The 19,813-nt window shown below is 70.7% G+C and carries 20 protein-coding genes; 8 read left to right on the top strand and 12 right to left on the bottom strand.

The features are described from left to right. Window positions 1-488: 488 nt before the first annotated feature. On the bottom strand, window positions 489-1,685 hold the full coding sequence (locus ACWD38_RS20200; RefSeq protein WP_343071586.1) for a D-alanyl-D-alanine carboxypeptidase family protein: 1,197 nt from the start codon (window positions 1,683-1,685) through the stop codon (window positions 489-491). 363 nt (window positions 1,686-2,048) lie between these two features. On the opposite strand from ACWD38_RS20200, the gene ACWD38_RS20195 reads away from it, so the two are divergent. Beyond that, window positions 2,049-2,276 (top strand): SCO4848 family membrane protein, encoded by a 228-nt coding sequence (locus ACWD38_RS20195; RefSeq protein ID WP_184482623.1) that lies wholly within the window; start codon window positions 2,049-2,051, stop codon window positions 2,274-2,276. 9 nt (window positions 2,277-2,285) lie between these two features. Here ACWD38_RS20195 and ACWD38_RS20190 read toward each other — a convergent pair whose 3' ends face one another. Both ACWD38_RS20190 and ACWD38_RS20185 read right to left on the bottom strand, forming a co-directional pair. After that, window positions 2,286-2,504, bottom strand: coding sequence for a tautomerase family protein (locus ACWD38_RS20190; RefSeq protein WP_184482621.1), 219 nt, complete (start codon window positions 2,502-2,504; stop codon window positions 2,286-2,288). A 23-nt stretch (window positions 2,505-2,527) separates the two neighbouring features. Further along, window positions 2,528-3,292, bottom strand: a complete 765-nt coding sequence (locus ACWD38_RS20185; protein ID WP_450124673.1) for an SDR family oxidoreductase — start codon at window positions 3,290-3,292, stop codon at window positions 2,528-2,530. A 100-nt stretch (window positions 3,293-3,392) separates the two neighbouring features. Here ACWD38_RS20185 and ACWD38_RS20180 point away from each other — a divergent pair, with 100 nt between their 5' ends. Then, entirely contained in the window at window positions 3,393-4,244 is an 852-nt protein-coding gene (locus ACWD38_RS20180; protein ID WP_450124672.1) for a helix-turn-helix transcriptional regulator, read from the top strand. Window positions 4,245-4,312: 68 nt separating this feature from the next. Here ACWD38_RS20180 and ACWD38_RS20175 read toward each other — a convergent pair whose 3' ends face one another. The 4 genes from ACWD38_RS20175 to sdhC all read right to left on the bottom strand — a co-directional run bounded on the left by ACWD38_RS20175 (window position 4,313) and on the right by sdhC (window position 7,820). Beyond that, window positions 4,313-5,101 carry a succinate dehydrogenase iron-sulfur subunit gene (locus ACWD38_RS20175; RefSeq protein ID WP_184482612.1) on the bottom strand — a complete coding sequence of 263 codons (789 nt, stop codon included), beginning with the start codon at window positions 5,099-5,101 and terminating at the stop codon, window positions 4,313-4,315. Beyond that, window positions 5,101-6,891, bottom strand: a complete 1,791-nt coding sequence (sdhA, locus tag ACWD38_RS20170) for a succinate dehydrogenase flavoprotein subunit (RefSeq protein ID WP_184482609.1) — start codon at window positions 6,889-6,891, stop codon at window positions 5,101-5,103. Before sdhA ends, ACWD38_RS20175 begins: the two co-directional genes overlap by 1 nt. A 68-nt stretch (window positions 6,892-6,959) precedes the next feature. Further along, complete coding sequence (locus tag ACWD38_RS20165; RefSeq protein WP_184482606.1) at window positions 6,960-7,379, bottom strand: succinate dehydrogenase hydrophobic membrane anchor subunit; 420 nt, start codon at window positions 7,377-7,379, stop codon at window positions 6,960-6,962. Window positions 7,380-7,382: 3 nt separating this feature from the next. Further along, the gene (gene sdhC / locus ACWD38_RS20160; protein WP_184482603.1) at window positions 7,383-7,820 is read right to left on the bottom strand and encodes a succinate dehydrogenase, cytochrome b556 subunit; all 438 of its coding nucleotides are present in this window, start codon (window positions 7,818-7,820) and stop codon (window positions 7,383-7,385) included. A gap of 438 nt (window positions 7,821-8,258) precedes the next feature. Between sdhC and ACWD38_RS20155 the strand changes: the two genes are divergently transcribed. Both ACWD38_RS20155 and ACWD38_RS20150 read left to right on the top strand, forming a co-directional pair. Continuing rightward, on the top strand, window positions 8,259-8,636 hold the full coding sequence (locus ACWD38_RS20155; RefSeq protein WP_184482600.1) for a cytidine deaminase: 378 nt from the start codon (window positions 8,259-8,261) through the stop codon (window positions 8,634-8,636). A gap of 105 nt (window positions 8,637-8,741) precedes the next feature. Next, complete coding sequence (locus ACWD38_RS20150; protein WP_450124671.1) at window positions 8,742-10,022, top strand: thymidine phosphorylase; 1,281 nt, start codon at window positions 8,742-8,744, stop codon at window positions 10,020-10,022. Between the two features lie 313 nt (window positions 10,023-10,335). Here the strand turns inward: ACWD38_RS20150 and ACWD38_RS20145 are convergent, their stop codons facing one another. After that, a complete protein-coding gene (locus tag ACWD38_RS20145) occupies window positions 10,336-11,541 on the bottom strand; it encodes a hypothetical protein (protein ID WP_184482597.1) in 1,206 nt (401 codons plus the stop codon). 287 nt (window positions 11,542-11,828) lie between these two features. Here ACWD38_RS20145 and ACWD38_RS20140 point away from each other — a divergent pair, with 287 nt between their 5' ends. Then, complete coding sequence (locus ACWD38_RS20140) at window positions 11,829-12,917, top strand: adenosine deaminase (protein WP_184482595.1); 1,089 nt, start codon at window positions 11,829-11,831, stop codon at window positions 12,915-12,917. 66 nt (window positions 12,918-12,983) lie between these two features. Here ACWD38_RS20140 and ACWD38_RS20135 read toward each other — a convergent pair whose 3' ends face one another. Next, entirely contained in the window at window positions 12,984-14,210 is a 1,227-nt protein-coding gene (locus ACWD38_RS20135; RefSeq protein WP_450124670.1) for a primosomal protein, read from the bottom strand. Between the two features lie 265 nt (window positions 14,211-14,475). Here ACWD38_RS20135 and ACWD38_RS20130 point away from each other — a divergent pair, with 265 nt between their 5' ends. The 3 genes from ACWD38_RS20130 (at window position 14,476) to ACWD38_RS20120 (ending at window position 16,128) form a co-directional block, all read left to right on the top strand. Continuing rightward, complete coding sequence (locus tag ACWD38_RS20130) at window positions 14,476-15,000, top strand: SMI1/KNR4 family protein (RefSeq protein ID WP_450124669.1); 525 nt, start codon at window positions 14,476-14,478, stop codon at window positions 14,998-15,000. Window positions 15,001-15,172: 172 nt separating this feature from the next. After that, window positions 15,173-15,526: a helix-turn-helix transcriptional regulator gene (locus tag ACWD38_RS20125; protein ID WP_184482549.1), complete on the top strand. Its 354-nt coding sequence runs from the start codon at window positions 15,173-15,175 to the stop codon at window positions 15,524-15,526. Next, on the top strand, window positions 15,523-16,128 hold the full coding sequence (locus ACWD38_RS20120) for a hypothetical protein (RefSeq protein ID WP_184482546.1): 606 nt from the start codon (window positions 15,523-15,525) through the stop codon (window positions 16,126-16,128). The genes ACWD38_RS20125 and ACWD38_RS20120 overlap by 4 nt, the downstream gene beginning before the upstream one ends. Before the next feature lie 120 nt (window positions 16,129-16,248). On the opposite strand, the gene ACWD38_RS20115 is transcribed toward ACWD38_RS20120, so the two are convergent. The 3 genes from ACWD38_RS20115 to deoC are packed head-to-tail and all read right to left on the bottom strand — an operon-like array spanning window position 16,249 to window position 19,545. Then, window positions 16,249-17,133, bottom strand: coding sequence for an aldehyde dehydrogenase family protein (locus tag ACWD38_RS20115; RefSeq protein WP_450124668.1), 885 nt, complete (start codon window positions 17,131-17,133; stop codon window positions 16,249-16,251). Continuing rightward, window positions 17,123-18,556 (bottom strand): aldehyde dehydrogenase family protein, encoded by a 1,434-nt coding sequence (locus ACWD38_RS20110; RefSeq protein WP_184482543.1) that lies wholly within the window; start codon window positions 18,554-18,556, stop codon window positions 17,123-17,125. Before ACWD38_RS20110 ends, ACWD38_RS20115 begins: the two co-directional genes overlap by 11 nt. Further along, window positions 18,553-19,545, bottom strand: a complete 993-nt coding sequence (gene deoC, locus ACWD38_RS20105) for a deoxyribose-phosphate aldolase (RefSeq protein WP_450124667.1) — start codon at window positions 19,543-19,545, stop codon at window positions 18,553-18,555. Before deoC ends, ACWD38_RS20110 begins: the two co-directional genes overlap by 4 nt. Window positions 19,546-19,813: the final 268 nt, after the last annotated feature.

Raw genomic sequence — 19,813 nt, 5'->3', positions numbered from 1 at the left:
CCGGCCACCCGCCCCGGTCGCCGTCGCTGCGGGATCTTTTTCCCGAGTGGCTCCGCCACGAGGGAAAAAGCTGTCCTCGCGAGAAGAACGCTGAGAACCCGCTGCGGTGCCGGTGGGCAGGGTGGTTGCTGCTCACCGGCTTCGCCGTTGACAAGACAAGGATCAAGGACGCTGTTCGTCTGGAGCGGCGAGTTCAATGCCCGGCGCTGCCGCGCTGCGGTGATCACTCGGACGGGCTAGGTAGTACTCGGGTAGTCGCACTGCTTCGTTCTGAAGCTAGACCCGGCATTCTCGTTTATAGGAGTTGGTGGCGGGTGAGCCCGGTTGACCTACGGGCCGCCCTCGCGGTGCGACCCCGAACCGGTCACCGGCTCCTGCCCCGTGCGGTGGCCACCGCACGGGGCGCGCGGTCCCCCGGCCTTGCCCCGAACCGGGCCGGGGGGCCGTTTCCGCTTCGAAACCCAACTCTCGGCCGGGCAGCGCGCGGATCAGGGGTGGTCGGTCGTGCGGTCGGCCGCACGGCGGGCGGCGGCGAGCTTGGCGCGGCGCCTGCGCAGCACGGCGAACGCGCCGGCGACGACGATGCCCGCGACGGCCAGCAGGGTCAGCGGTCCGCCGACGGTGCCGTACAAGGGGGACGACGGTTCGTCCGCGGCGGCCGCGGCCTGCGGTTCCGGTTCCTGCTCGGCCTCCGAAGTCGGCGACGGCTCGGTCACCAGCTCGCCCACCGCGGCGTCGCGCGGTAGCGAGAACCCGTAGTCGAGCAGGTGCATCGTGTGCTGGGACTGCTTGACGGGCTTGTTCTCGCCGCGCATCAGCACTGCGACGAGCCGCCTGCCGTCGCGTTCGGCGGCGGCGATGAAGGTGTGCCGCGCGTCGTCGGTGAAGCCGGTCTTGCCGCCGAGCGCTCCCGGGTAGTTCCACAGCACGGCGTTGTCGCTCTCCACCGGGATCGGTGGTTCGCCCGGTTTGCCGGGCAGCTGGATCTCCCGGGTCGCCTCGGCGTTCGCGAACTCGGGGTGGCGCATCGCGGTCCGGAAGATCAGCGCCAGGTCGTAGGCGGAGGTGCTCATGCCCGGACCGTCCAAACCGGACGGTGTGGCGGTGCGGGTGTCGAGCGCGCCGATCTCGGCGGCGAGCGCGTTCATCTTGCCGACGGTCTGCTCGACACCGCCGAGCTTCATCGCGAGCGCGTGCGCGGCGTCGTTGCCGGACTGCATGATCAACCCGGCCAGCACCTGCCGCACGGTGTAGACGACGCCGGGTTCGAGCCCGACCCGGCTGCCCTCCTGGTCGGCGTCGGCCTGGGTGGCGATGATCCGCTCGTCCAGGTCGAGCTCCCGAATGGTCACCAGCGCGGTGAGCACTTTGATCGTGGAAGCGGGGCGGTGCCGCGCGTGCGGGTCGCGCGCCGCCACGACCTCCCCGGTGTCCAGGTCGGCGAGCACCCAGGACTGGGAGGCGACCGGGTCGATCGGCGCGGGCGGGACATCGGGCGGCCGGACCTCGCCGCATTCGGCGAGCCGCGGGCCGCCGACGGGTTCCGCGGGGATCGGCAGCGGTTCCGGGGCGGGCACGCCCGGCGGCGGCACCTCGGAGGTGTCCACGGCAGCCGGTGGCGCGGCCGCGTTCGGGCAACCGCCGCCCGGCGCCTGCGCGGGGGCGGCCGTCGCGGTCAGCGGCACGGGACCCAGCAGCAGGAGCGCGGCGCATCCCGCGACGGCGAGCCGCAGGCCCGTCGAGCTCGGCCGGTGGTCCGAAGGCGATCTGCGCCGATCCGCGAACGATCCCGCTTCCGAGGCATTCGGCGTGAATGCCGGATTCCTCGGCTGAGACGGGGGAGTTGTGCGGACCGGGGCGACCGGGCGGTGAGCTCTCACGGGCACGAGCTCAGGCTAGCGAACGCGGCGGCGCGATGATCCCCGGTCCACGGAGATCATCACGAGCCGCTCCACCGGCCACCGCCCGAGCGGGCCGCCGGGAGACCTGGCCCACCTGCCGACCGGGGTGCGCGAGCCCGCGACCAGGGCGGGACGATACTGGGTCGCGTGACGCTCTCCCGCCGTACCGCCCTGCTCCTGCTCGCCTTCGGCGTCTGGTCCTGGTTGTTGTGGCCGACCTTCTTCCGCAACATCTGGATCAGCGAGAACTCCTGGCAGGCGGGCTCGCCCACGCCGTTCCTCTACGTGCACTTCGTGATCGCCGCGGTGTCGCTGGTGCTGGGCACCGCCATCGGCGTGCTCGGCTGGCGGGCGTTGCGCGCGACCCGCGGCTGATCGGCGCGGTCAGCCCGCCCGCGGTTCGCCGCGCAGCGCGGCGAGCGTCAGCACGTCCCCGCCGATCCCCCAACCGCCGTCGGCGACGTCCTCCACGAGAACGAGGGTGGTGGCGCGGGCCCGTTCGCCGTAGATCTCGGCGTACAGGTCGGTGACGCGGTGCACGAGCCGTTCCTTCTGCTCGGCGTCGAGCGATCCGGCGGGCACTTTCAGGTTCGCGAACGGCATGGTCTTCTCCTCCGGTCCGTTGCTCAGTCGCCGTGCGGGTCGGCGGCGTTGAGCGCGGCCACCACCTGGTCGTAGTCGCCGCGCGCCTCCCCGTAGCGGAGGAACTTCACCCGCTCGACCAGGACTTCCCGGGCCTCGGGCTCGGATTCCAGCAGCGACACGACTTCGTCGGCGAACTCGTCGAGCGGCATCGCGTGCGCGCTCTCCTGGTGGCCGGGCAGCAGTTCGGTGCGCACGGCGGGCGGCGCGAGCTCCTGCAGCCGCACGCTGGTGCCCGCCAGCTGCAGCCGCAGCGATTCGGTGAGCATGTGGATCGCGGCCTTCGACGCGTTGTAGCTGGGTGTGGCGCGCAGCGGGCTGAACGCGAGCCCGGAGGACACGGTGAGGATCGTGGCGTCCGGCCGCGTCTGCAGGTGCTCGACGAACTCGGCGATGAGCCGGATCGGGCCGAGCACGTTGGTGGCGATGACGTCCTCGGCCGATTCGAGGAAACCGGCCGGCTTGCGCCAGTCCTCGACGCGCATGATCCCCGCCATCGGGACGAGCACGTTGAGCTCGGGGTACCGCGCCAGCACCTCGGCGGCCGCGTCGCGGATGCTCGCCGGGTCGAGGGTGTCGATCCGCACGGCGTCGATGCCGGGGTTCTCGGCGACGATCCGATCGAGCAGTTCCTCGCGGCGCCCGCCGATGATCACGGTGTTGCCCTTGGCCTGGAGGCGCAGCGCGAGGGCGAGGCCGATGCCGCTGCTGGCGCCGGGGATGAAGACGGTGTTGCCGTTGATGTGCATGCCACGAGTCTCAGCGGGCCGTGGCGCCCCGTGCAGAGACCGGTCATCGGGGGATCCGCGGTCCCTGGTCGGCGCCGCCCGCCGGGGCCATGCTGGGGACATGGACCGCGCCGCGCTCGCCACCTTCCTGTCCCGCCGCCGGGCGGCGCTGCGCCCCGCCGACGTCGGCCTGCCCCCGGGCGCCCGCAGGCGCACCCCGGGGTTGCGGCGCGAGGAGGTGGCGTCGCTGGCGGGAATGTCCACGGACTACTACACGCGGCTGGAGCAGCGCCGCGGCCCGCATCCCAGCGCGCAGTTGCTCACCGCGCTGGCCAGGGCGTTGCGGCTCACCGACGACGAGCGGGACTACCTGTTCCGCGTGGCCGGGCACAACGCCCCCACGCCGGTGGTCGCGGCGACGCACGTGGCGCCCGCGCTGCTGCGGGTGCTGGACCGGCTCGACGACACCCCGGCGCTGATCCTGTCCGCGCTGGGGGAGACGCTGGTGCAGAACCGGCTGGCCGTCGCCCTGCTCGGCGACCGCTCCGGCTACACCGGGTTGTCCCGCAGCGAGGTCTACCGCTGGTTCACCACCCCGGAGCACGAGCGCCGGATGTACCCGGAGGCCGACCGCGACCGGCAGAGCCGCGCGCAGGTCGCGAACCTGCGTGCCGGCTACGGGATGATGGGCGACGCCTCCGCCGCCGGTGACCTGGTGCGGGCGTTGCAGCGGGAGAGCGCGGAGTTCGCCGAGCTGTGGCAGCGCCACGAGGTCGCGAAGCGCTTCGCCGACCACAAGACCCTGCTGCACCCCGAACTCGGCCCGATCGAACTGGACTGCCAGATCCTGTTCACCGAGGACCAGTCCCAGGCGCTGCTCGTGCTCACCGCCGCCCCCGGCACCGAGGGCCACGCCAAGCTCGAACTCCTCGCCGTCGTAGGCCACGAACGCTTCACCGACGCCCCGCGCTGACCGGCCCCGGAGACGCGGAAGCGCCCGCCTCCGGGGGAGGCGGGCGCTTCCGGGAGTGCTGCGCGGGGTCAGCGGCGGCGGAACATCAAGGCCCGCTTGACCTCTTGGATCGCCTTGGTGACCTGGATGCCACGGGGGCAGGCGTCCGTGCAGTTGAACGTGGTGCGGCAGCGCCACACGCCGTCCACGTCGTTGAGGATGTCCAAGCGCTCCTCGGCGGCCTCGTCGCGGCTGTCGAAGATGAACCGGTGCGCGTTGACGATCGCGGCGGGCCCGAAGTAGGAGCCCTCCGACCAGTACACCGGGCACGACGTGGTGCACGCCGCGCACAGGATGCACTTGGTGGTGTCGTCGAAGCGCGCGCGCTCCGCGACGGACTGGGTGCGCTCGCGGGTCGGCTCGTTGCCCGAGGTGACCAGGTACGGCTTGATCGCCCGGTACGCCTCGAAGAACGGCTCCATGTCGACCAGCAGGTCCTTGTGCACCGGCAGGCCCTTGATGGGCTCGACGCTGATCGTCGTCTCGCCGTTCTTGGCGAACAGGTCCTTCATGAGGACCTTGCACGCCAGCCGGTTGACGCCGTTGATGCGCATCGCGTCCGAGCCGCAGACACCGTGCGCGCACGACCGGCGGAACGTCAGCGAGCCGTCGACGTACCACTTGATGTAGTGCAGCAGGTTCAGCACGCGGTCACTGGGCAGCGCCGGGATCCGGAAGGACTCCCAGTGCAGGTCCTCGTCGACCTCGGGGTTGAACCGCTGGATGCGGACCGTGACCATGGTCGCGCCCTCGGGGATCGGCGGGGCGTCCGAAGGCAGGTCCGTGGTCTGTTCGGTGTTCGTGACGGTTGCGGTCATCAGTACTTACGCTCCATCGGCTGGTACCGGGTCACGACGACGGGCTTGTAGTCCAACCGGATGTCGGACTGGAAGCCGGTGAGTCCCAGTGGCGCGTTCGGATCCTCGGCGTCGGGCAGCTGCTTGTACGACATGCTGTGGCGCATGAAGTTCGTGTCGTCGCGCGCGGTGTAGTCCTCGCGGGCGTGCCCGCCGCGGGACTCCTTGCGCGCCAGCGCGGCGTTCACCAGCGATTCCGCGAGGTCCAGCAGGAAGCCGAGCTCGATGGCCTCCAGCAGGTCCGAGTTGAACCGCTTGCCCTTGTCGTGCACCGCGATCCGGCCGTAGCGCTCCTTGAGCGCCTGCACGTCCGACAGCGCCGTCTTCAAGGTCTCCTCGGTGCGGTACACCGAGGCGTTGGCGTCCATCGTCTCCTGCAGCTCGGTGCGGATCGTGGCGACCCGCTCCCCGCCGTGCGCGGTGCGCAGGTGCTCGACCATGCCTTCGACGAGCTTCGCGGGCTCCTCCGGGAGTTCCACGTGCTCGTGGGCGTTGGCGTAGTCCGCGGCGGCGATGCCGGCGCGGCGGCCGAACACGTTGATGTCCAGCAGCGAGTTCGTGCCCAGGCGGTTCGAGCCGTGCACCGAGACGCACGCGCACTCGCCGGCGGCGTACAGGCCGGGAATGGTGGTCTCGTTGTCCTTGAGCACCTCACCGACGATGTTGGTGGGGATGCCGCCCATCGCGTAGTGCGCGGTCGGGTACACCGGCACCGGCTCGGTGGTCGGCTCCACGCCCAGGTAGGTGCGGGAGAACTCGGTGATGTCCGGCAGCTTCTGCTCCAGCACGTCCGCGCCGAGGTGCGTGACGTCGAGCAGCACGTAGTCCTTGTTCGGACCGGCGCCGCGGCCTTCCAGCACTTCCAGAGCCATGGAGCGGGCGACGATGTCGCGCGGCGCCAAGTCCTTGATCGTCGGGGCGTAGCGCTCCATGAACCGCTCGCCGTCGGCGTTGCGCAGGATGCCGCCCTCGCCGCGGACCGCCTCCGAGATGAGGATGCCCAGCCCGGCCAGGCCGGTCGGGTGGAACTGGTAGAACTCCATGTCCTCCAGCGGCAGGCCCTTGCGGTAGATGATGCCCATGCCGTCACCGGTGAGGGTGTGCGCGTTGGACGTCGTCTTGAAGACCTTGCCGAAACCGCCGGTGGCGAACACGACGGACTTCGCCTCGAAGACGTGGATCTCGCCGGTGGCGAGCTCGTAGGCGACGGCGCCGGTGCAGACCTGCTCGCCGTTCTCGTCCTCGCTCATGGTGACGTCGAGGACGTAGAACTCGTTGAAGAACTCGACGCCGTGCTTGATGCAGTTCTGGTACAGCGTCTGCAGGATCATGTGGCCGGTGCGGTCCGCGGCGTAGCAGGCCCGGCGGACCGGGGACTTGCCGTGGTCACGGGTGTGCCCGCCGAACCGGCGCTGGTCGATCTTGCCTTCGGGCGTCCGGTTGAACGGCAGCCCCATCTTCTCCAGGTCGAGCACCGAGTCGATGGCCTCCTTGGCCATGACCTCGGCGGCGTCCTGGTCGACGAGGTAGTCGCCGCCCTTGATGGTGTCGAAGGTGTGCCACTCCCAGTTGTCCTCTTCGACGTTGGCCAGCGCGGCGCACATGCCGCCCTGCGCCGCGCCGGTGTGGGAGCGCGTGGGGTAGAGCTTCGTCAGCACGGCGGTGCGGGCCCGCTGGCCCGACTCGATCGCCGCGCGCATCCCGGCGCCGCCGGCGCCGACGATGACCACGTCGTACTTGTGGTGTTGCATGGTCGCCTCCTAGGGCCGCTGGCGAGGCCGTCCGCTCAGTGCGGGGCCTCGAAGCCTGCGCTGTGTCGTCAGCCGATGTTCGGGTCGAAGGTGAAGAGCACGAAGGTGCCCAGACCGACCGTGAGCAGGACCGAGACGTACAGCAGCATCTTCAGCCAGAACCGGGTGGCGTCCTTGCGGGAGTAGTCGTTGATCACGGTGCGCAGCCCGTTGCCGCCGTGCAGGCCGGCCAGCCACAGCATCGTCAGGTCCCAGAACTGCCAGAACGGCGAGGCCCAGCGACCCGCGACGAACGCGAAGTTGATCCGGTGCACCCCGCCGTCCAGGAACAGCATGATCAGCATGTGTCCGAGGACCAGGAACAGCAGCAGCACGCCCGACAGGCGCATGAACAGCCAGCTGTAGAGCTCGAAGTTGCTGCGGCGGGCGGCCGGGCGGTGCGGGGACCGCGGCTTGTCGACCGACAGCGGCGCGTCGATGGTGGTCATGGGTCAGTGCCCCCCGAACAGTTCCGTGACGGCGCGCGTGAGCATGCTGATGGCGGCGGGAACGATCAGCACCAGCCACAACACCAGAACGGTCCAGAGCATCGGCTTCTGGTATTTCGGTCCGTTCGCCCAGAAGTCGACCAGCATGACGCGGATGCCGTTGAACGCGTGGAACAGCACCGCCGCGAGCAGACCCAGTTCGAACAGGATCATGATCGGGCTTTTGTAGGTTTCGATGACCGTGTCGTACGCCTCAGGCGATACCCGCACGAGAGCGGTGTCCAACACGTGCACGAACAAGAAGAAGAATGTGAGCACGCCCGTGATGCGGTGCGCTACCCACGACCACATGCCCAAATCACCGCGGTAGAGGGATCCCTTGGCACGAGGGTTGCCCTCGCGCTGGGGGGCCTCCGCCGCGGAGGCGGTGGTGCTGGCCATGGTGGAAGGCCTCCAACGTCGCTGGTGGACTGACGGCCCGTTCGGGAACGTGACGACCGGTCCGAGTCGTCATCATTCGTACGCCCGTCACCGGCCACCTGAACTAGGGCCTGGACTTCTCGGATGCTAGACCCGCGCCATCCTTGCGGCCTACTCGCCTGTGCTCTGTGTGATCGACCAGACAAAGGCCCCAGGCTGGTGGATCGATGTAGAAATCAACTCGTGACACCGGCGCAATGCGAGAGCGGCAGCGTCAAGTCTTGTTTTCGAGAGCCATGTCACCGGACGTGCGCCGCGTATCGGGTCGGCGAATTCCGGTGGGAAACGCGGAGTCCGCCTCCAGGCGGCTTCCAATACCGCCGGGAACCGTGTCGCCGCCCCGCGCGGCGGGGGCGAGTGCGACATTCGACCGGAGAGCCTACGAGATCAGGAGTGGACATGGAGACGATCAACTGGGAGGCGCTGCGCGCGGCGGCCGTGGAGGCCGCGGCGAAGGCGTACTGCCCCTATTCGAAGCTCCAAGTGGGCTCGGCGGCGGTCTGCGACGACGGGCGGCTCGTCGTCGGCTGCAACGTCGAGAACGGGTCCTACGGGGTGACGCTGTGCGCCGAGTGCACGATGGCCGGGCAGCTGCGGCTCACCGGCGGCGGCCGGTTCGTCGCCGTGGCCTGCCGCAGCGGGCAGGGCGAGCTGCTCATGCCGTGCGGGCGGTGCCGCCAGCTGCTCTACGAGCTCGGCGGTCCGGACTGCCTGGTGGACACCCCGCGCGGCATCATCCCGATGCGGGAGGTCCTGCCGGACGCCTTCGAGCTCTGACGCCCGCGCGGCGGGTTCTCGACGCGGGCGACAAGTCCGGGGGCGAGGTGATCTCATCAGGCCAGCACCCGGCGCAGGACCGGGCGCGGTGAGGGGATCTGGCTGATGGCGCACTCGGTGATCGACGTGATCCGCGCGAAGCGGGACGGCGACCGGCTCGACGACGAGCAGATCGACTGGGTGGTCGACGCCTACACGCGCGGCGCGGTGGCCGACGAGCAGATGGCCGCCCTGGCGATGGCGATCCTGCTGCGCGGCATGGATCGCGCCGAGATCGCCCGCTGGACCGCCGCGATGATCGGCTCCGGGGAACGGCTCGACCTCAGCGGCGTCCCGCGGTCCACAGTGGACAAGCACTCCACCGGCGGTGTCGGGGACAAGATCACCTTGCCGTTGACCCCGCTGGTCGCGGCCTGCGGCGCGGCGGTGCCGCAGCTGTCCGGCCGGGGGCTCGGGCACACCGGCGGCACGCTGGACAAGCTGGAGTCCGTCCCCGGCTGGCGCGCCCGGCTCTCGGCGCCCGAGATCCGGGCCCAGCTCGCCGAGATCGGCGCCGTGGTGTGCGCGGCCACCGAGGGCATCGCGCCCGCCGACCGCAAGCTCTACGCGCTGCGCGACGTCACCGGCACCGTCGAGTCCATCCCGCTGATCGCCAGCTCCATCATGAGCAAGAAGATCGCGGAGGGCGCCGAATCCCTGGTGCTCGACGTGAAGTGCGGGTCCGGCGCGTTCATGAAGGACCTGGAACAGGCGCGGGCGCTGGCCGACGAGCTCGTCTCGATCGGCGCCGCGCACGGCGTCCGCACCAGCGCGCTGCTCACCGACATGTCGGTGCCGCTGGGATCAGCCGTGGGCAACGCGCTGGAGGTGGCGGAGTCCGTCGAGGTGCTGCGGGGCGGCGGCCCGGCGGACGTCGTGGAGCTGACGCTGGCGCTGGCGCGGGAGATGCTGGCGCACGCGGGCCTGTCCGACGTGGATCCGGCGGAGGTGCTGGCCTCGGGCAAGGCCTACGACTCCTGGCGCGCGATGATCGGCGCCCAGGGCGGCGACCCGGACGCGGAGCTGCCCACCGCCGCGCACGTGGAGACCTTCGCGGCTCCGGCGACCGGTGTTCTGTCCACTTTGGATGCCTATGCCGTGGGGCTGGCCGCCTGGCGGCTGGGAGCGGGCCGGGCGCGCAAGGAGGACGCCGTGCAGCACGCCGCGGGCATCCGCTGCCTGGCGAAACCGGGGGAGCGGGTCACCGAGGGCGCCCCGCTGCTCGAACTCCACACCGACACCCCCGAGAAGCTCCCCGCCGCCCGCGAAGCGCTCGCCGAAGCCGTCGCCGTCACCGCCGAGGCTCCCGCCGTCACCCCGCTGATCCTCGACACGATCCGCCCCTGACCCGCGAAGCGAGGTGAGTGAACGGCCCGTTCGTCCAACGAGATCGGGCGGACGGTCCGCTCACCGCAACAGCACCACACGCGCCGCCCCGCCACCGACGACGTCGAGGTGAGTGAACGGCCCGTTCGTCCAACGAGATCGGGCGAACGGTCCGCTCACTCAAACCGTCGTCGGTGCTCCGGGGTGGAGTGAACGGACCGTTCGTCCGATCAGATTGGGCGAACGGTCCGTTCACTTCGAAAGATCCGGTGCCGGACGTGCGACAGGGCCGCGGTTCCCGGTGGGAACCGCGGCCCTGGTCGGTGCTGCGGGGTCAGGCGCTCTCGGCGGCGTAACCCTCGTCGGAGGAGTCGTCCGAACCCAGCGCCTTGGCGTCGCCGTCGCGCTTGGCGCTCTTCGAGCGACCGCGCCCGCGCTGCTGGCGGGGCAGCGTGGTGGGCGGCGGCGGGCTGGACGGGCCGCTGCCGCCGAGGATCAGCTCGGCGAACGTGGCCATGGCCTCGTCGAGCTGACCGGCGTGGCGCCGCTCGGTCTCCTCGTTGGCCTGGCGGACCATCGTGTCCACCGCGTCGGAGTCCGGCCGCGACGCGAGCGTGCCGCTGATCTGCGACAGGTTCTGCGCCAGCGTGCCGCCGAGCTCGCCGAGCCCGGACTTGACGCCCTCTTCGACGGTGTCGAGCCGGGTGCTGACGCCCTGCTCGACCGCCTCGATGCGGGTGTGCACGTTGTCCTCGACGTTGTCCAACCGGCCGGAGACGCGGTCGAGCCGCTCGGTGAGCTGCTCCAGGCGCTCGGCCAGCTTGTCGAGCTTCTCGGTCGGGTCGACCGCGGGGCGCTCGGCGAGCGCGTCGAGACCGGTCTGCAGCTGGTCGCGGCTGCCGGTGACGGCTTCGGTGAGCGCGCCCTGCACGCCGCTGCCGGTCTCGGTGACCGCGCGCTGCAGGGATTCGCGGGTGCCGTCGAGGTGCTCGTGCACGCCCTCGTCGATCTCGGCGAACCGGCCGCGCAGGCTGGTCTCCAGGCCGTCGATGCGCTCGCGGACCTGGCCGGTCACCGAACCCGGGATGGCTTCCAGCCGGGTGTCCTGCTTGTCGAGGTGGCCGCCGAGCTCGTCGAGCCGCTTGTGGATGTGCGCGAGCTTGTCCTCCAACCCGTCCATCCGGCCGGCGACGCCGTCGAAGCGTCCGGAGACGCCGTCGAGGCGGCCGTCGAGCTGGGCGAAGGGCTTGGCGAGCTTGTCGAACAGGCCGTCCACGGCCAGCTTGACGTCACCGATGACCCCGTCCTGGGCGTCGATCTTGGAGAGGGCTTCGTCGACCCGCTCGGTCAGCACGCCGAGTTCGGTGCGGTCGGGGAGTTCGGACAACCGCTTGCGGACGGAACCCAGCGATTCGAGCGGGGACATCCGGGCGTGGATCTCGTCGAGTGCGTCGAAAATCTGCTGCTGCTCGCTCTCGCGGATTTCGGCCGCACGCGTGAGCATGTTCCGCATGCGGTCGAAGGACATGTTCTCGTTCACGGCTCGGACGTCCTTCGTCGAGGGGCAGGGGAGGACCAATGGAGCGTAGCTAGTCGTTTCCCGCGTTCCCAGCCACCCCCGGATACATTGAGTTAGCGCACCGTGAAGCGTCACTCTGAATGATGGCCGGGCACTAGGCCGTTCAGCCCAGCGTTCTTGTATGTCAATAGGGCGCTGGGGTTGCGCTTAGGCTATCCGGGTGACTTCTGTGGCGACGTGCATTCGGGTGGTTTTTCGGCCCTCGCCGCCCGCGCGGAGCCGTCGTGGCCGGGTTGTAACGTAGTGCCATGTCAACACCGGTGAGCTTGGACACGATCCGATTGGCCCCCAAGGTCCTGCTGCACGACCACCTCGACGGTGGCCTCCGCCCGCAGACCGTGATCGACCTGGCCGCTGACGCCGGATACGAGGGGTTGCCGCACCAGGACGCGGAAACCCTCGGTTCGTGGTTTCGAGAAGCGGCGGATTCCGGATCGCTGGAGCGGTACCTGGAAACGTTCGCGCACACCGTGGCGGTGATGCAGACCGCCGATGCGCTGCGCCGGGTGTCCGCCGAATGTGTCGAGGACCTGGCGGCCGATGGGGTGGTCTACGCCGAGGTCCGCTACGCGCCGGAGTTGTTCCAGGAAGGCGGGCTGAGCCTGCCGGAGATCGTGGAATCCGTGCAGGAGGGATTCCGCGAAGGGGAACGGCGTGCGGAATCGCAAGGGAAACTTATCCGGATCGGAACACTTCTCTGCGCGATGCGGCAGAACGCGCGTTCCGCGGAAATCGCGGAACTGGCCGTGCGCTATCGCGACGCCGAGGTGGTGGGCTTCGACATCGCGGGCCCGGAGGCCGGATTCCCGCCCACTCGGAACCTCGACGCCTTCGAGTACCTGCGCCAGCGCAACGCGCACTTCACCGTGCACGCCGGTGAGGCCTTCGGGCTGCCCTCCATCTGGGAGGCCATCCAGCACTGCGGCGCGGAACGGCTCGGGCACGGCGTGCGGATCGTCGACGACATCAAGGTCGACGAGGACGGGGAGGTGCACCTGGGCAGGCTCGCGTCCTACGTGCGGGACCGGCGCATCCCGCTGGAGATGTGCCCGTCGTCGAACCTGCAGACCGGGGCCGCGGCCTCGCTCGCCGAGCACCCGATCGGGCTGCTGAGCCGGTTGCGGTTCCGCGTCACGGTCAACACCGACAACCGCCTGATGAGCCACTGCACGATGTCCAGCGAATTCGCCGCGCTGCACGAGACGTTCGGCTACGGCTGGGCGGACATGCAGTGGTTCACGGTGAACGCGATGAAGTCGTCGTTCCTGGGCTTCGACGACCGTCTGGCGATCATCAACGACGCGATCAAGCCCGGGTACGCCACCCTGATGGGGTGATCTCGGGGCACGAACGAGCAACGGGCCGCCCGATCTGATCGGGCGGCCCGTTCGCGCGTCGTGAGGTCAGTGCTTGCGCAGGCGCTGGTCCTCGAACTGGGCGACGAGCTCGCGCCAGACCTCCACCTCGGTGTCGAACGGCGGGCTCGGGGGCAGCCGGTTCGGGTTCGGGCGCAGCACGAACGACACCAGCCAGCCGAGCCGCTCCGAGGGCTGCAACGCCTCGTCCACGGTCTTGTCGTCGGCCCAGGTCGCCGCGTCCAGCAGCAGTTCCTCGGCCAGGTCCAGCTGGTTCGGGTCCACTTCGGACGGGCCGGCGGCGAGGTCGTCGTCCAGCCCGGTGAGCACGTAGCTGTTGTCCGGGTCGACCTCGATCTCCACCTCACCGCCGGTCGCCCGCTGCGTCACCTGCGGCCAGGTCGCGACCCGCGCCAGGTCGTTGTCCTCCAGCGCCTCGCCCTCGGCGAGGAACCGGGCGAGCGCGCGGGGCGAGCCGAACACGTCGATGCGCCCGTCGGAACCGAGGAACACCGGGTCGTCGTCGAGGTAGCAGCGCAGCGAGTAGAACTCGCCCTGGCCGGTGATGATCCGGATCGGGTCGATGCCGATCTCACCCCAGAAGCCGGGCTCGGAGTCCTCGTCCACCGGGTCCACATCGGATTCGGAGTCGGTCTGCTCGGCCTCGTCGTGCTCCAGGGCCTCGGCGAGCTCGGTCTCCGCGGTGGCCACGGCGTCCGCGGGCACCTCGGGGGTGCTCACGACGGAGTCGAGCGCGTCGAGCAGCTCGTCCCAGCGCTCGGCGACCACGGCGCACAGCTCGGACCAGCGCTTCTGGCCGTCCTTGCCGGTGAACACCAGCGTGCCCTGGTCGAGCAGGCTGAAGCCGTCCGCGGCGTCGAGCACCTCGTGCACCGTGTCCAGCTCGCACACGTCGGCCAGCGAGCGCGCGATCTCCACGATGTCGTGCAGCTCGTTGATCGCCCAGACGTCCGGGGTGTCGGCCACCAGCTCGGGCACGCCAACCAGGTCGAACTGGTGGTCCTCGTCCGGGTTCAGCTCGACCGCGGACAGAGCGGGCACCACGTGCCAGGCGGGGTGATCGTCGAGGTCGTGCTCGTGCGCGGTGCGCACGAACGCGGCGAGCCTCGCGGCGTCGGGGAACGCGTAGAGGTCCTCCTCGTGGCCGAGGAAGGCCTCCCAGTCCTCGCCGTCCTCACGCCATCGCGGTGCCCACAGGGTGACCACGTCACCTTGCGGAAGCCCCAGTTCGATGGGGACGATGTCCTGCGCCATCTTCCTACCTCCGGTCGCCGAACCAGACGTCCGCGAAGCCTACGGGTTGCCCGACGCACGCCTGCCGTCCGGTCGGGCTGCCTACCGTATCGACCTTGTCGAGAGCCGTCGCAACCGAATGGGTTCGAGCGGTCGTCCGAGGTGAGCAGCGGCGCGCGGTCACGGTTGGCGGTACCGGCGTCCGGTCGCCCCGTCGATCATGGTTCGAATGGATGTCACGGAGCTGTGGACGAGAATCGTGCTTTGGTTGGGTGAGCACGCGCCGGTGACCGCAGCGGCCCTGCTTCCGCCTTCCCCGCCGCCGGATTTCGCCGAGCTGGAAACGGAATTCGAGATCCGGTTGCCGGAGGAGCTGAGGGAGTGGTGGACCAGCTGCGGCGGCACCGACGGTGACGTCCTCGCCGATGTGCTGCCGCCGTTCTACACGCCCTACAGCGCGCAGCGCGCGTGGGAAGTGTGGAGCGGGCACCGCAAGACCTGGGCGGCGCAATGGGAACGGCCCGCGTGCGACTACTACGCGGGCGCGCCGGGGTCGAGCTACCACCCGGCGTGGATTCCCATCGCCGGGGACGGGTTCGCCGACGAACTGGTGGTGGACCTGCGGCCGGGACCGCTGCGCGGGTGCGTGCTGGAGTGGGAGCAGGAGGCCGGGCAGGTGCAGCGCCCGGAGTGGCGCAGCATCTCGGCGATGCTCACCGACGTGCACCGGTCGTTGACCGAAGGAGCCTCCGCCGGGCACAGCCACCCGACGGTCACCGAAGACGGCAGGCTGGACTGGCAGATCCGCTGACGCCGCCGGTGGTCCGCGCTCCGGTCGGGGGCGCGGGGTGTCGCCGGTGCGGACAGCTCTTCGAATCGCCGCCCACTCGGATCGCCCCGGGTGGGCGGTTCTCTTTGTCCGAACGTCCCCGCTGTCGACCTACTAGTTTGTGTCACCAACTAGTAGGTGCTACCTTCGTGTTGTGCCTGAGAAGAAGCCCGACGCGCGGCAGACCCAATGGCTGCGCGGCGTCCTCGACCTGGCGGTCCTGGCGCTGCTCGCCGAGAGCGGTGAGGGCTACGGATACCTGCTGCTGCAACGACTTGCCGACGCCGGCCTGCCGGACATGAAAGCGGGAACGCTGTACCCGCTGCTCAACCGGCTGGCCGCCGACGGGCTGTTGAGCACCGAGTGGCGGGCGGGGGAGAGCGGCCCCGGCCGCAAGTTCTTCGCCCTCACCGAACAGGGGCGCGCGGTGCTCGCCGAACAGGGACCTAAGTGGACGGAGTTCGCGAAGAACGCGAGCTCGGTGATCGAACGGGGGACGGGGCGATGACGATCGAGACCGAGAAGTACCGGGACGAACTGCTGATCGCGTTGCGGATGCACGAGATCTCCGGAGCTCGTGTCGGGGACGTGCTCGCCGAGGTGGACACGCACCTCGCCGAATCCGGTGAAGACCCGGTCGAGGCCTTCGGCACCCCGCGCGAGTACGCCGCCCACGTCGCCGCGCAGCTCGACGGCGACCCCGCGAAGCTGTCCCGGCCCGCCGTGCTCGCCGGCGCGCTCGGCACCGCCGCGCTGACCTTGTTCGGGCTGGAGTTCTTCATCGACGGCTTCCGCGGGCCGGTGCCGTTCGTGCTCGCCGACGCGGTCGGAGCGGTGTGGATGCTGCTGCTGATCGTGGTGGCCGTCGGCGCGGCGTTCCGCTCGGCGACCGCGCTGCGCGGCAGGCGCTGGTACCTGGCCGGTGCGGTGGTCGCGGGCCTGCTCGCCATCGCGGGGACGAACGTGGTGGACCGGTTGCTCGGCGAGGCGCCGGTGCTGTTCGAGCTGCCGGGATGGGCGGCGATCACCCTCGGCGCGGTGCTGCTCGCGGGCGCGGTCCTGCTGCTGCTCGCCGCGATCCGGCGCGGCCGGGTCGTCCCTCCGGCCTGAGCGCGGCACCCGGCTCGCGGGCCGCACGGGCTGCGGCCCGCGAGGTGCTGATCAGGCCGCGCTCGCCCGAACGCCGCACCGGGCGAGTACCGCGCTTCGCCGCCGCGCGACGGCGAGCGGTCAGGTGCCCACCGGGTGCCAGACGGTTTTGAGCTCGGTGAAGGCGCGAAGGCGTTCCAGGCCGGGGGCGGCGGTCCAGTCCGGTTCGGCGCGGCCGGTGCGGAGCACGCGCGTGACGGTGCCCGCCGCGGCCCGTTCCAGTTCCGGGCGCAGGTCGGCGGGGGCTCCGGTGAGGTCGAGGGCGTTGACGTCGGCGTGTGACGCCAGCCGCGGCGCGAGTTCCGCGACCGTGCCCGTGAGCAGGTTCGCCACGCCGCCCGGCACGTCGGACGTCGCGAGCACCTCGGACAGCGTGATCGCGGGCAGCGGGCGCTCGGCGCTCGTCACGACGACGGCGGTGTTGCCCGCCGCCAGCACCGGGGCGAGCACGCTGACCAGGCCCAGCAGCGAGGAGTCCTGCGGGGCGAGCACGCCGACGACGCCGGTCGGCTCGGGCACGCTGAACGAGAAGTACGGCCCCGCAACGGGATTCGCCGCGCCCAGCACTCCGGTGATCTTGTCCGTCCAGCCCGCGAACCACACCACCCGGTCGATCGCGGCGTCCACCACCGCCGCGGCCTCGCCCGCACCGAGGCCCTCCGCGGCGGCAACGTCCGCGCCGAACTGGGCGCGGCGGCCCTCCATCACCTCGGCGATGCGGAACAGCACCTGCCCGCGGTTGTAGGCCGTGGCGCCGGACCAGCCGGGGAACGCACCGCGCGCGGCGGCGACCGCGTCCCGCACGTCCTTGCGGGAGGCCAGCGCCGCGTTCGCCAGCAGCGCGCCGTCGGCAGCGCGCACCGGGTACACCCGGCCCGACTCGGAGCGGGGGAACTTCCCGCCGACGTAGAGCTTGCAGGTCTTGGCCACCGCGACCCGGCCGGTCTCGTGCTGCTCAGACGTCAAGGTATGCCTCCAGACCTGCGCGACCGCCTTCGCGGCCGAACCCGGATTCCCGGTAGCCGCCGAACGGCGCGGTCGGGTCGAACCGGTTGAACGTGTTGGCCCACACCACGCCGGCGCGCAGCTGCTGCGCGGCCCACAGGATGCGGGAGCCCTTCTCCGTCCAGACGCCCGCGGACAGGCCGTACGGGGTGTTGTCGGCCTTGCTGATCGCCTCGCCCGGGGTGCGGAAGGTCAGCACCGACAGCACCGGGCCGAAGATCTCCTCCCGAGCGATGCGCATGGACTGCTGCACCTGCTCGAACACGGTGGGGGAGAAGAAGAATCCCCGTTCCGGCAGCGGGCACGAGCTGCTCCAGCGCGACGCGCCCTCGGCCTCCCCGGCCGCGACGAGCTCGGTGATGCGGGCGAGCTGCTCCGCGGAGTTGATGGCGCCGACATCGGTGTTCTTGTCCAGCGGATCGCCCACCCGCAACGTCTCCATCCGGGCGCGCAGCTTGCCGAGCAGTTCGTCGGCGACGGATTCCTGCACCAGCAGCCGGGATCCGGCGCAGCACACCTGGCCCTGGTTGAAGAAGATGCCGTTGACGACGCCCTCGACCGCCTGGTCCAGCGGCGCGTCGTCGAACACGATGTTCGCGGCCTTGCCGCCGAGCTCCAGAGTGAGCTTCCTGCCGGTACCGGCGAGGGTGCGCTGGATCTCCTTGCCCACCGCGGTGGAACCGGTGAACGCGACCTTGTCCACGTCCTGGTGCGCGACGAGCCGGGAGCCCACGTCACCGGCGCCGGGCAGGATGTTCACCACGCCCGGGGGCAGCCCGGCCTCCTGGCACAGCTCGCCGAACACCAGCGCCGTCAGCGGCGTGGTCTCGGCGGGCTTGAGCACGACCGTGTTGCCGCAGGCCAGCGCCGGAGCGATCTTCCACGCCAGCATCAGCAGCGGGAAGTTCCACGGGATGATCCCGGCGGCCACGCCCAGCGGTCGCGGATCGGGGCCGTACCCGGCGTAGCCGAGCTTGTCGGCCCAACCCGCGTGGTGGAAGAAGTGCGCCGCGGCGGTGGGGATGTCGGTGTCGCGGGCCTCCTTGATGGGCTTGCCGTTGTCCAGCGTCTCCAGCACGGCCAGTTCCCGGCCGCGTTCCTGGATGAGCCGGGCGATGCGGAACAGGTACTTCGCGCGTTCGGAGCCGGGCATCGGCCCCCAGGTCCGCTCGAAGGCGCGTCGCGCCGCCCGGACCGCGGTGTCCACATCGGACTGTGCGGCGGTGGCGACTTCGGCGAGCGGTTCGCCGGTAGCCGGGTTGATCGTCGTGAGCGGATCGCCCGCGCCGTCGACGAACTCGCCGTCGACGAACATCCGGTACCGGTCGCGCAGGTTCGCCACGGACGCCGATTCCGGCGCGGGCGCATACTCCCAGAAGCTCATGCGTCCACCGCCACGTAGTGCGCGGCCGAGTAGTGGCCGGTGCGTTGCGTTCGTCGTTGCATCAGCAGATCCCCCAGCAGGCTCGACGCGCCGAAGCGGAACAGTTCCGGGGTCAGCCACTCCGGCCCGGCCACCTCGTGCACCGCGGCGAGGTAGCGCATCGCGTCCTTCGTGGTCCGGATGCCGCCGGCCGGTTTCACACCGCGCAGCTGCCCGGTGCGGTCCCGCCACTCCCGCACGGCCTGCAGCATCAGCGTCGTCACCGGCAACGTCGCAGCGGGAGAGACCTTGCCGGTGGAGGTCTTGATGAAGTCGCCCCCGGCCAGCAGCGCCAGCCACGACGCCCGCCGGACGTTGTCGCAGGTGGCGAGCTCGCCGGTCTCCAGGATGACCTTCAGGTGCGCGGAGCCGCACGCCGCCTTCACCGCCTGGATCTCCTCGAAGACCTGCCCGTAGCGGCCGGACAGGAACGCGCCCCGGTCGATCACCATGTCCACGTCGGACGCACCCGCGGCGACCGCGAGCTCCACCTCGTGCAGCTTCACCTGCCGCGAGGACCGCCCGGAGGGGAACGCGGTCGCGACGGACGCGACGCCCACGCCGGACCCGGCCAGCGCCTCGACGGCCGTCGCCGCCAGGTCCGGGTAGACGCACACCGCGGCGACCGCAGGCACGTCCGGGTGGTCGGCGTCGGGCCGGCGCGCCTTCGCCGCCAGCGCGCGGACCTTGCCCTCGGTGTCGGCGCCTTCCAGCGTGGTCAGGTCGACCATGCCGATCGCCGCGTCGATCGCCCAGGTCTTCGCGTCCTTCTTGATGCTGCGGGTGGCCAGGCCCGCGGCCCGCTGCTCCAGCCCCACCTGGTCCACTCCGGGCAGGCCGTGCAGGAACCGCCGCAGCGAGCTCTCATCCCTGGTGGCCTCGGCGAGCTCAGGCGGCAACGAGCCCGCGCGCTGCTCACCCGACGACGACGTCGGCAGTGGTTCGACCATGCGCGCAGTCTAAGTCAGCACCGGCCCACCCTCGATGCCTTCGCCCGGGTGATCGTTCGGATCTTGGGCCTGCGCAGCGGGTCGCCGAGCGCGCGACCACCGACCGCCTGTCTTGGGGTGTGCGAGCTTCGGGTTCCGTCTTGTCTTGTCAGCGGCGGAGCCGCTGAGCAGTGACCGGCTTGAGCAGGCCGACCACCGGCGGGTTCTCAGCGGCCTTCTCGCGAGGACGGCTTTTTCCCTCGTGGCGGAGCCACTTGGGAAAAAGACC

Source organism: Saccharopolyspora sp. NPDC002578 (assembly GCF_053592695.1).
The sequence above is the reverse complement of the archived record's forward strand: the minus strand, read 5'-3'. Positions and strand labels throughout refer to the sequence as shown.

What these genes read in the sequence shown, in the direction of transcription:
- deoC (WP_450124667.1), bottom strand. Translation starts at nt 19,545, where the DNA reads ATGGTCGAACCACTGCCGACGTCGTCGTCGGGTGAGCAGCGCGCGGGC.
- ACWD38_RS20185 (WP_450124673.1), bottom strand. Translation starts at nt 3,292, where the DNA reads ATGCACATCAACGGCAACACCGTCTTCATCCCCGGCGCCAGCAGCGGC.
- sdhC (WP_184482603.1), bottom strand. Translation starts at nt 7,820, where the DNA reads ATGGCCAGCACCACCGCCTCCGCGGCGGAGGCCCCCCAGCGCGAGGGC.
- ACWD38_RS20140 (WP_184482595.1), top strand. Translation starts at nt 11,829, where the DNA reads ATGTCAACACCGGTGAGCTTGGACACGATCCGATTGGCCCCCAAGGTC.
- ACWD38_RS20180 (WP_450124672.1), top strand. Translation starts at nt 3,393, where the DNA reads ATGGACCGCGCCGCGCTCGCCACCTTCCTGTCCCGCCGCCGGGCGGCG.
- ACWD38_RS20150 (WP_450124671.1), top strand. Translation starts at nt 8,742, where the DNA reads ATGGCGCACTCGGTGATCGACGTGATCCGCGCGAAGCGGGACGGCGAC.
- ACWD38_RS20120 (WP_184482546.1), top strand. Translation starts at nt 15,523, where the DNA reads ATGACGATCGAGACCGAGAAGTACCGGGACGAACTGCTGATCGCGTTG.
- ACWD38_RS20135 (WP_450124670.1), bottom strand. Translation starts at nt 14,210, where the DNA reads ATGGCGCAGGACATCGTCCCCATCGAACTGGGGCTTCCGCAAGGTGAC.
- ACWD38_RS20155 (WP_184482600.1), top strand. Translation starts at nt 8,259, where the DNA reads ATGGAGACGATCAACTGGGAGGCGCTGCGCGCGGCGGCCGTGGAGGCC.
- sdhA (WP_184482609.1), bottom strand. Translation starts at nt 6,891, where the DNA reads ATGCAACACCACAAGTACGACGTGGTCATCGTCGGCGCCGGCGGCGCC.
- ACWD38_RS20165 (WP_184482606.1), bottom strand. Translation starts at nt 7,379, where the DNA reads ATGACCACCATCGACGCGCCGCTGTCGGTCGACAAGCCGCGGTCCCCG.
- ACWD38_RS20190 (WP_184482621.1), bottom strand. Translation starts at nt 2,504, where the DNA reads ATGCCGTTCGCGAACCTGAAAGTGCCCGCCGGATCGCTCGACGCCGAG.
- ACWD38_RS20110 (WP_184482543.1), bottom strand. Translation starts at nt 18,556, where the DNA reads ATGAGCTTCTGGGAGTATGCGCCCGCGCCGGAATCGGCGTCCGTGGCG.
- ACWD38_RS20175 (WP_184482612.1), bottom strand. Translation starts at nt 5,101, where the DNA reads ATGACCGCAACCGTCACGAACACCGAACAGACCACGGACCTGCCTTCG.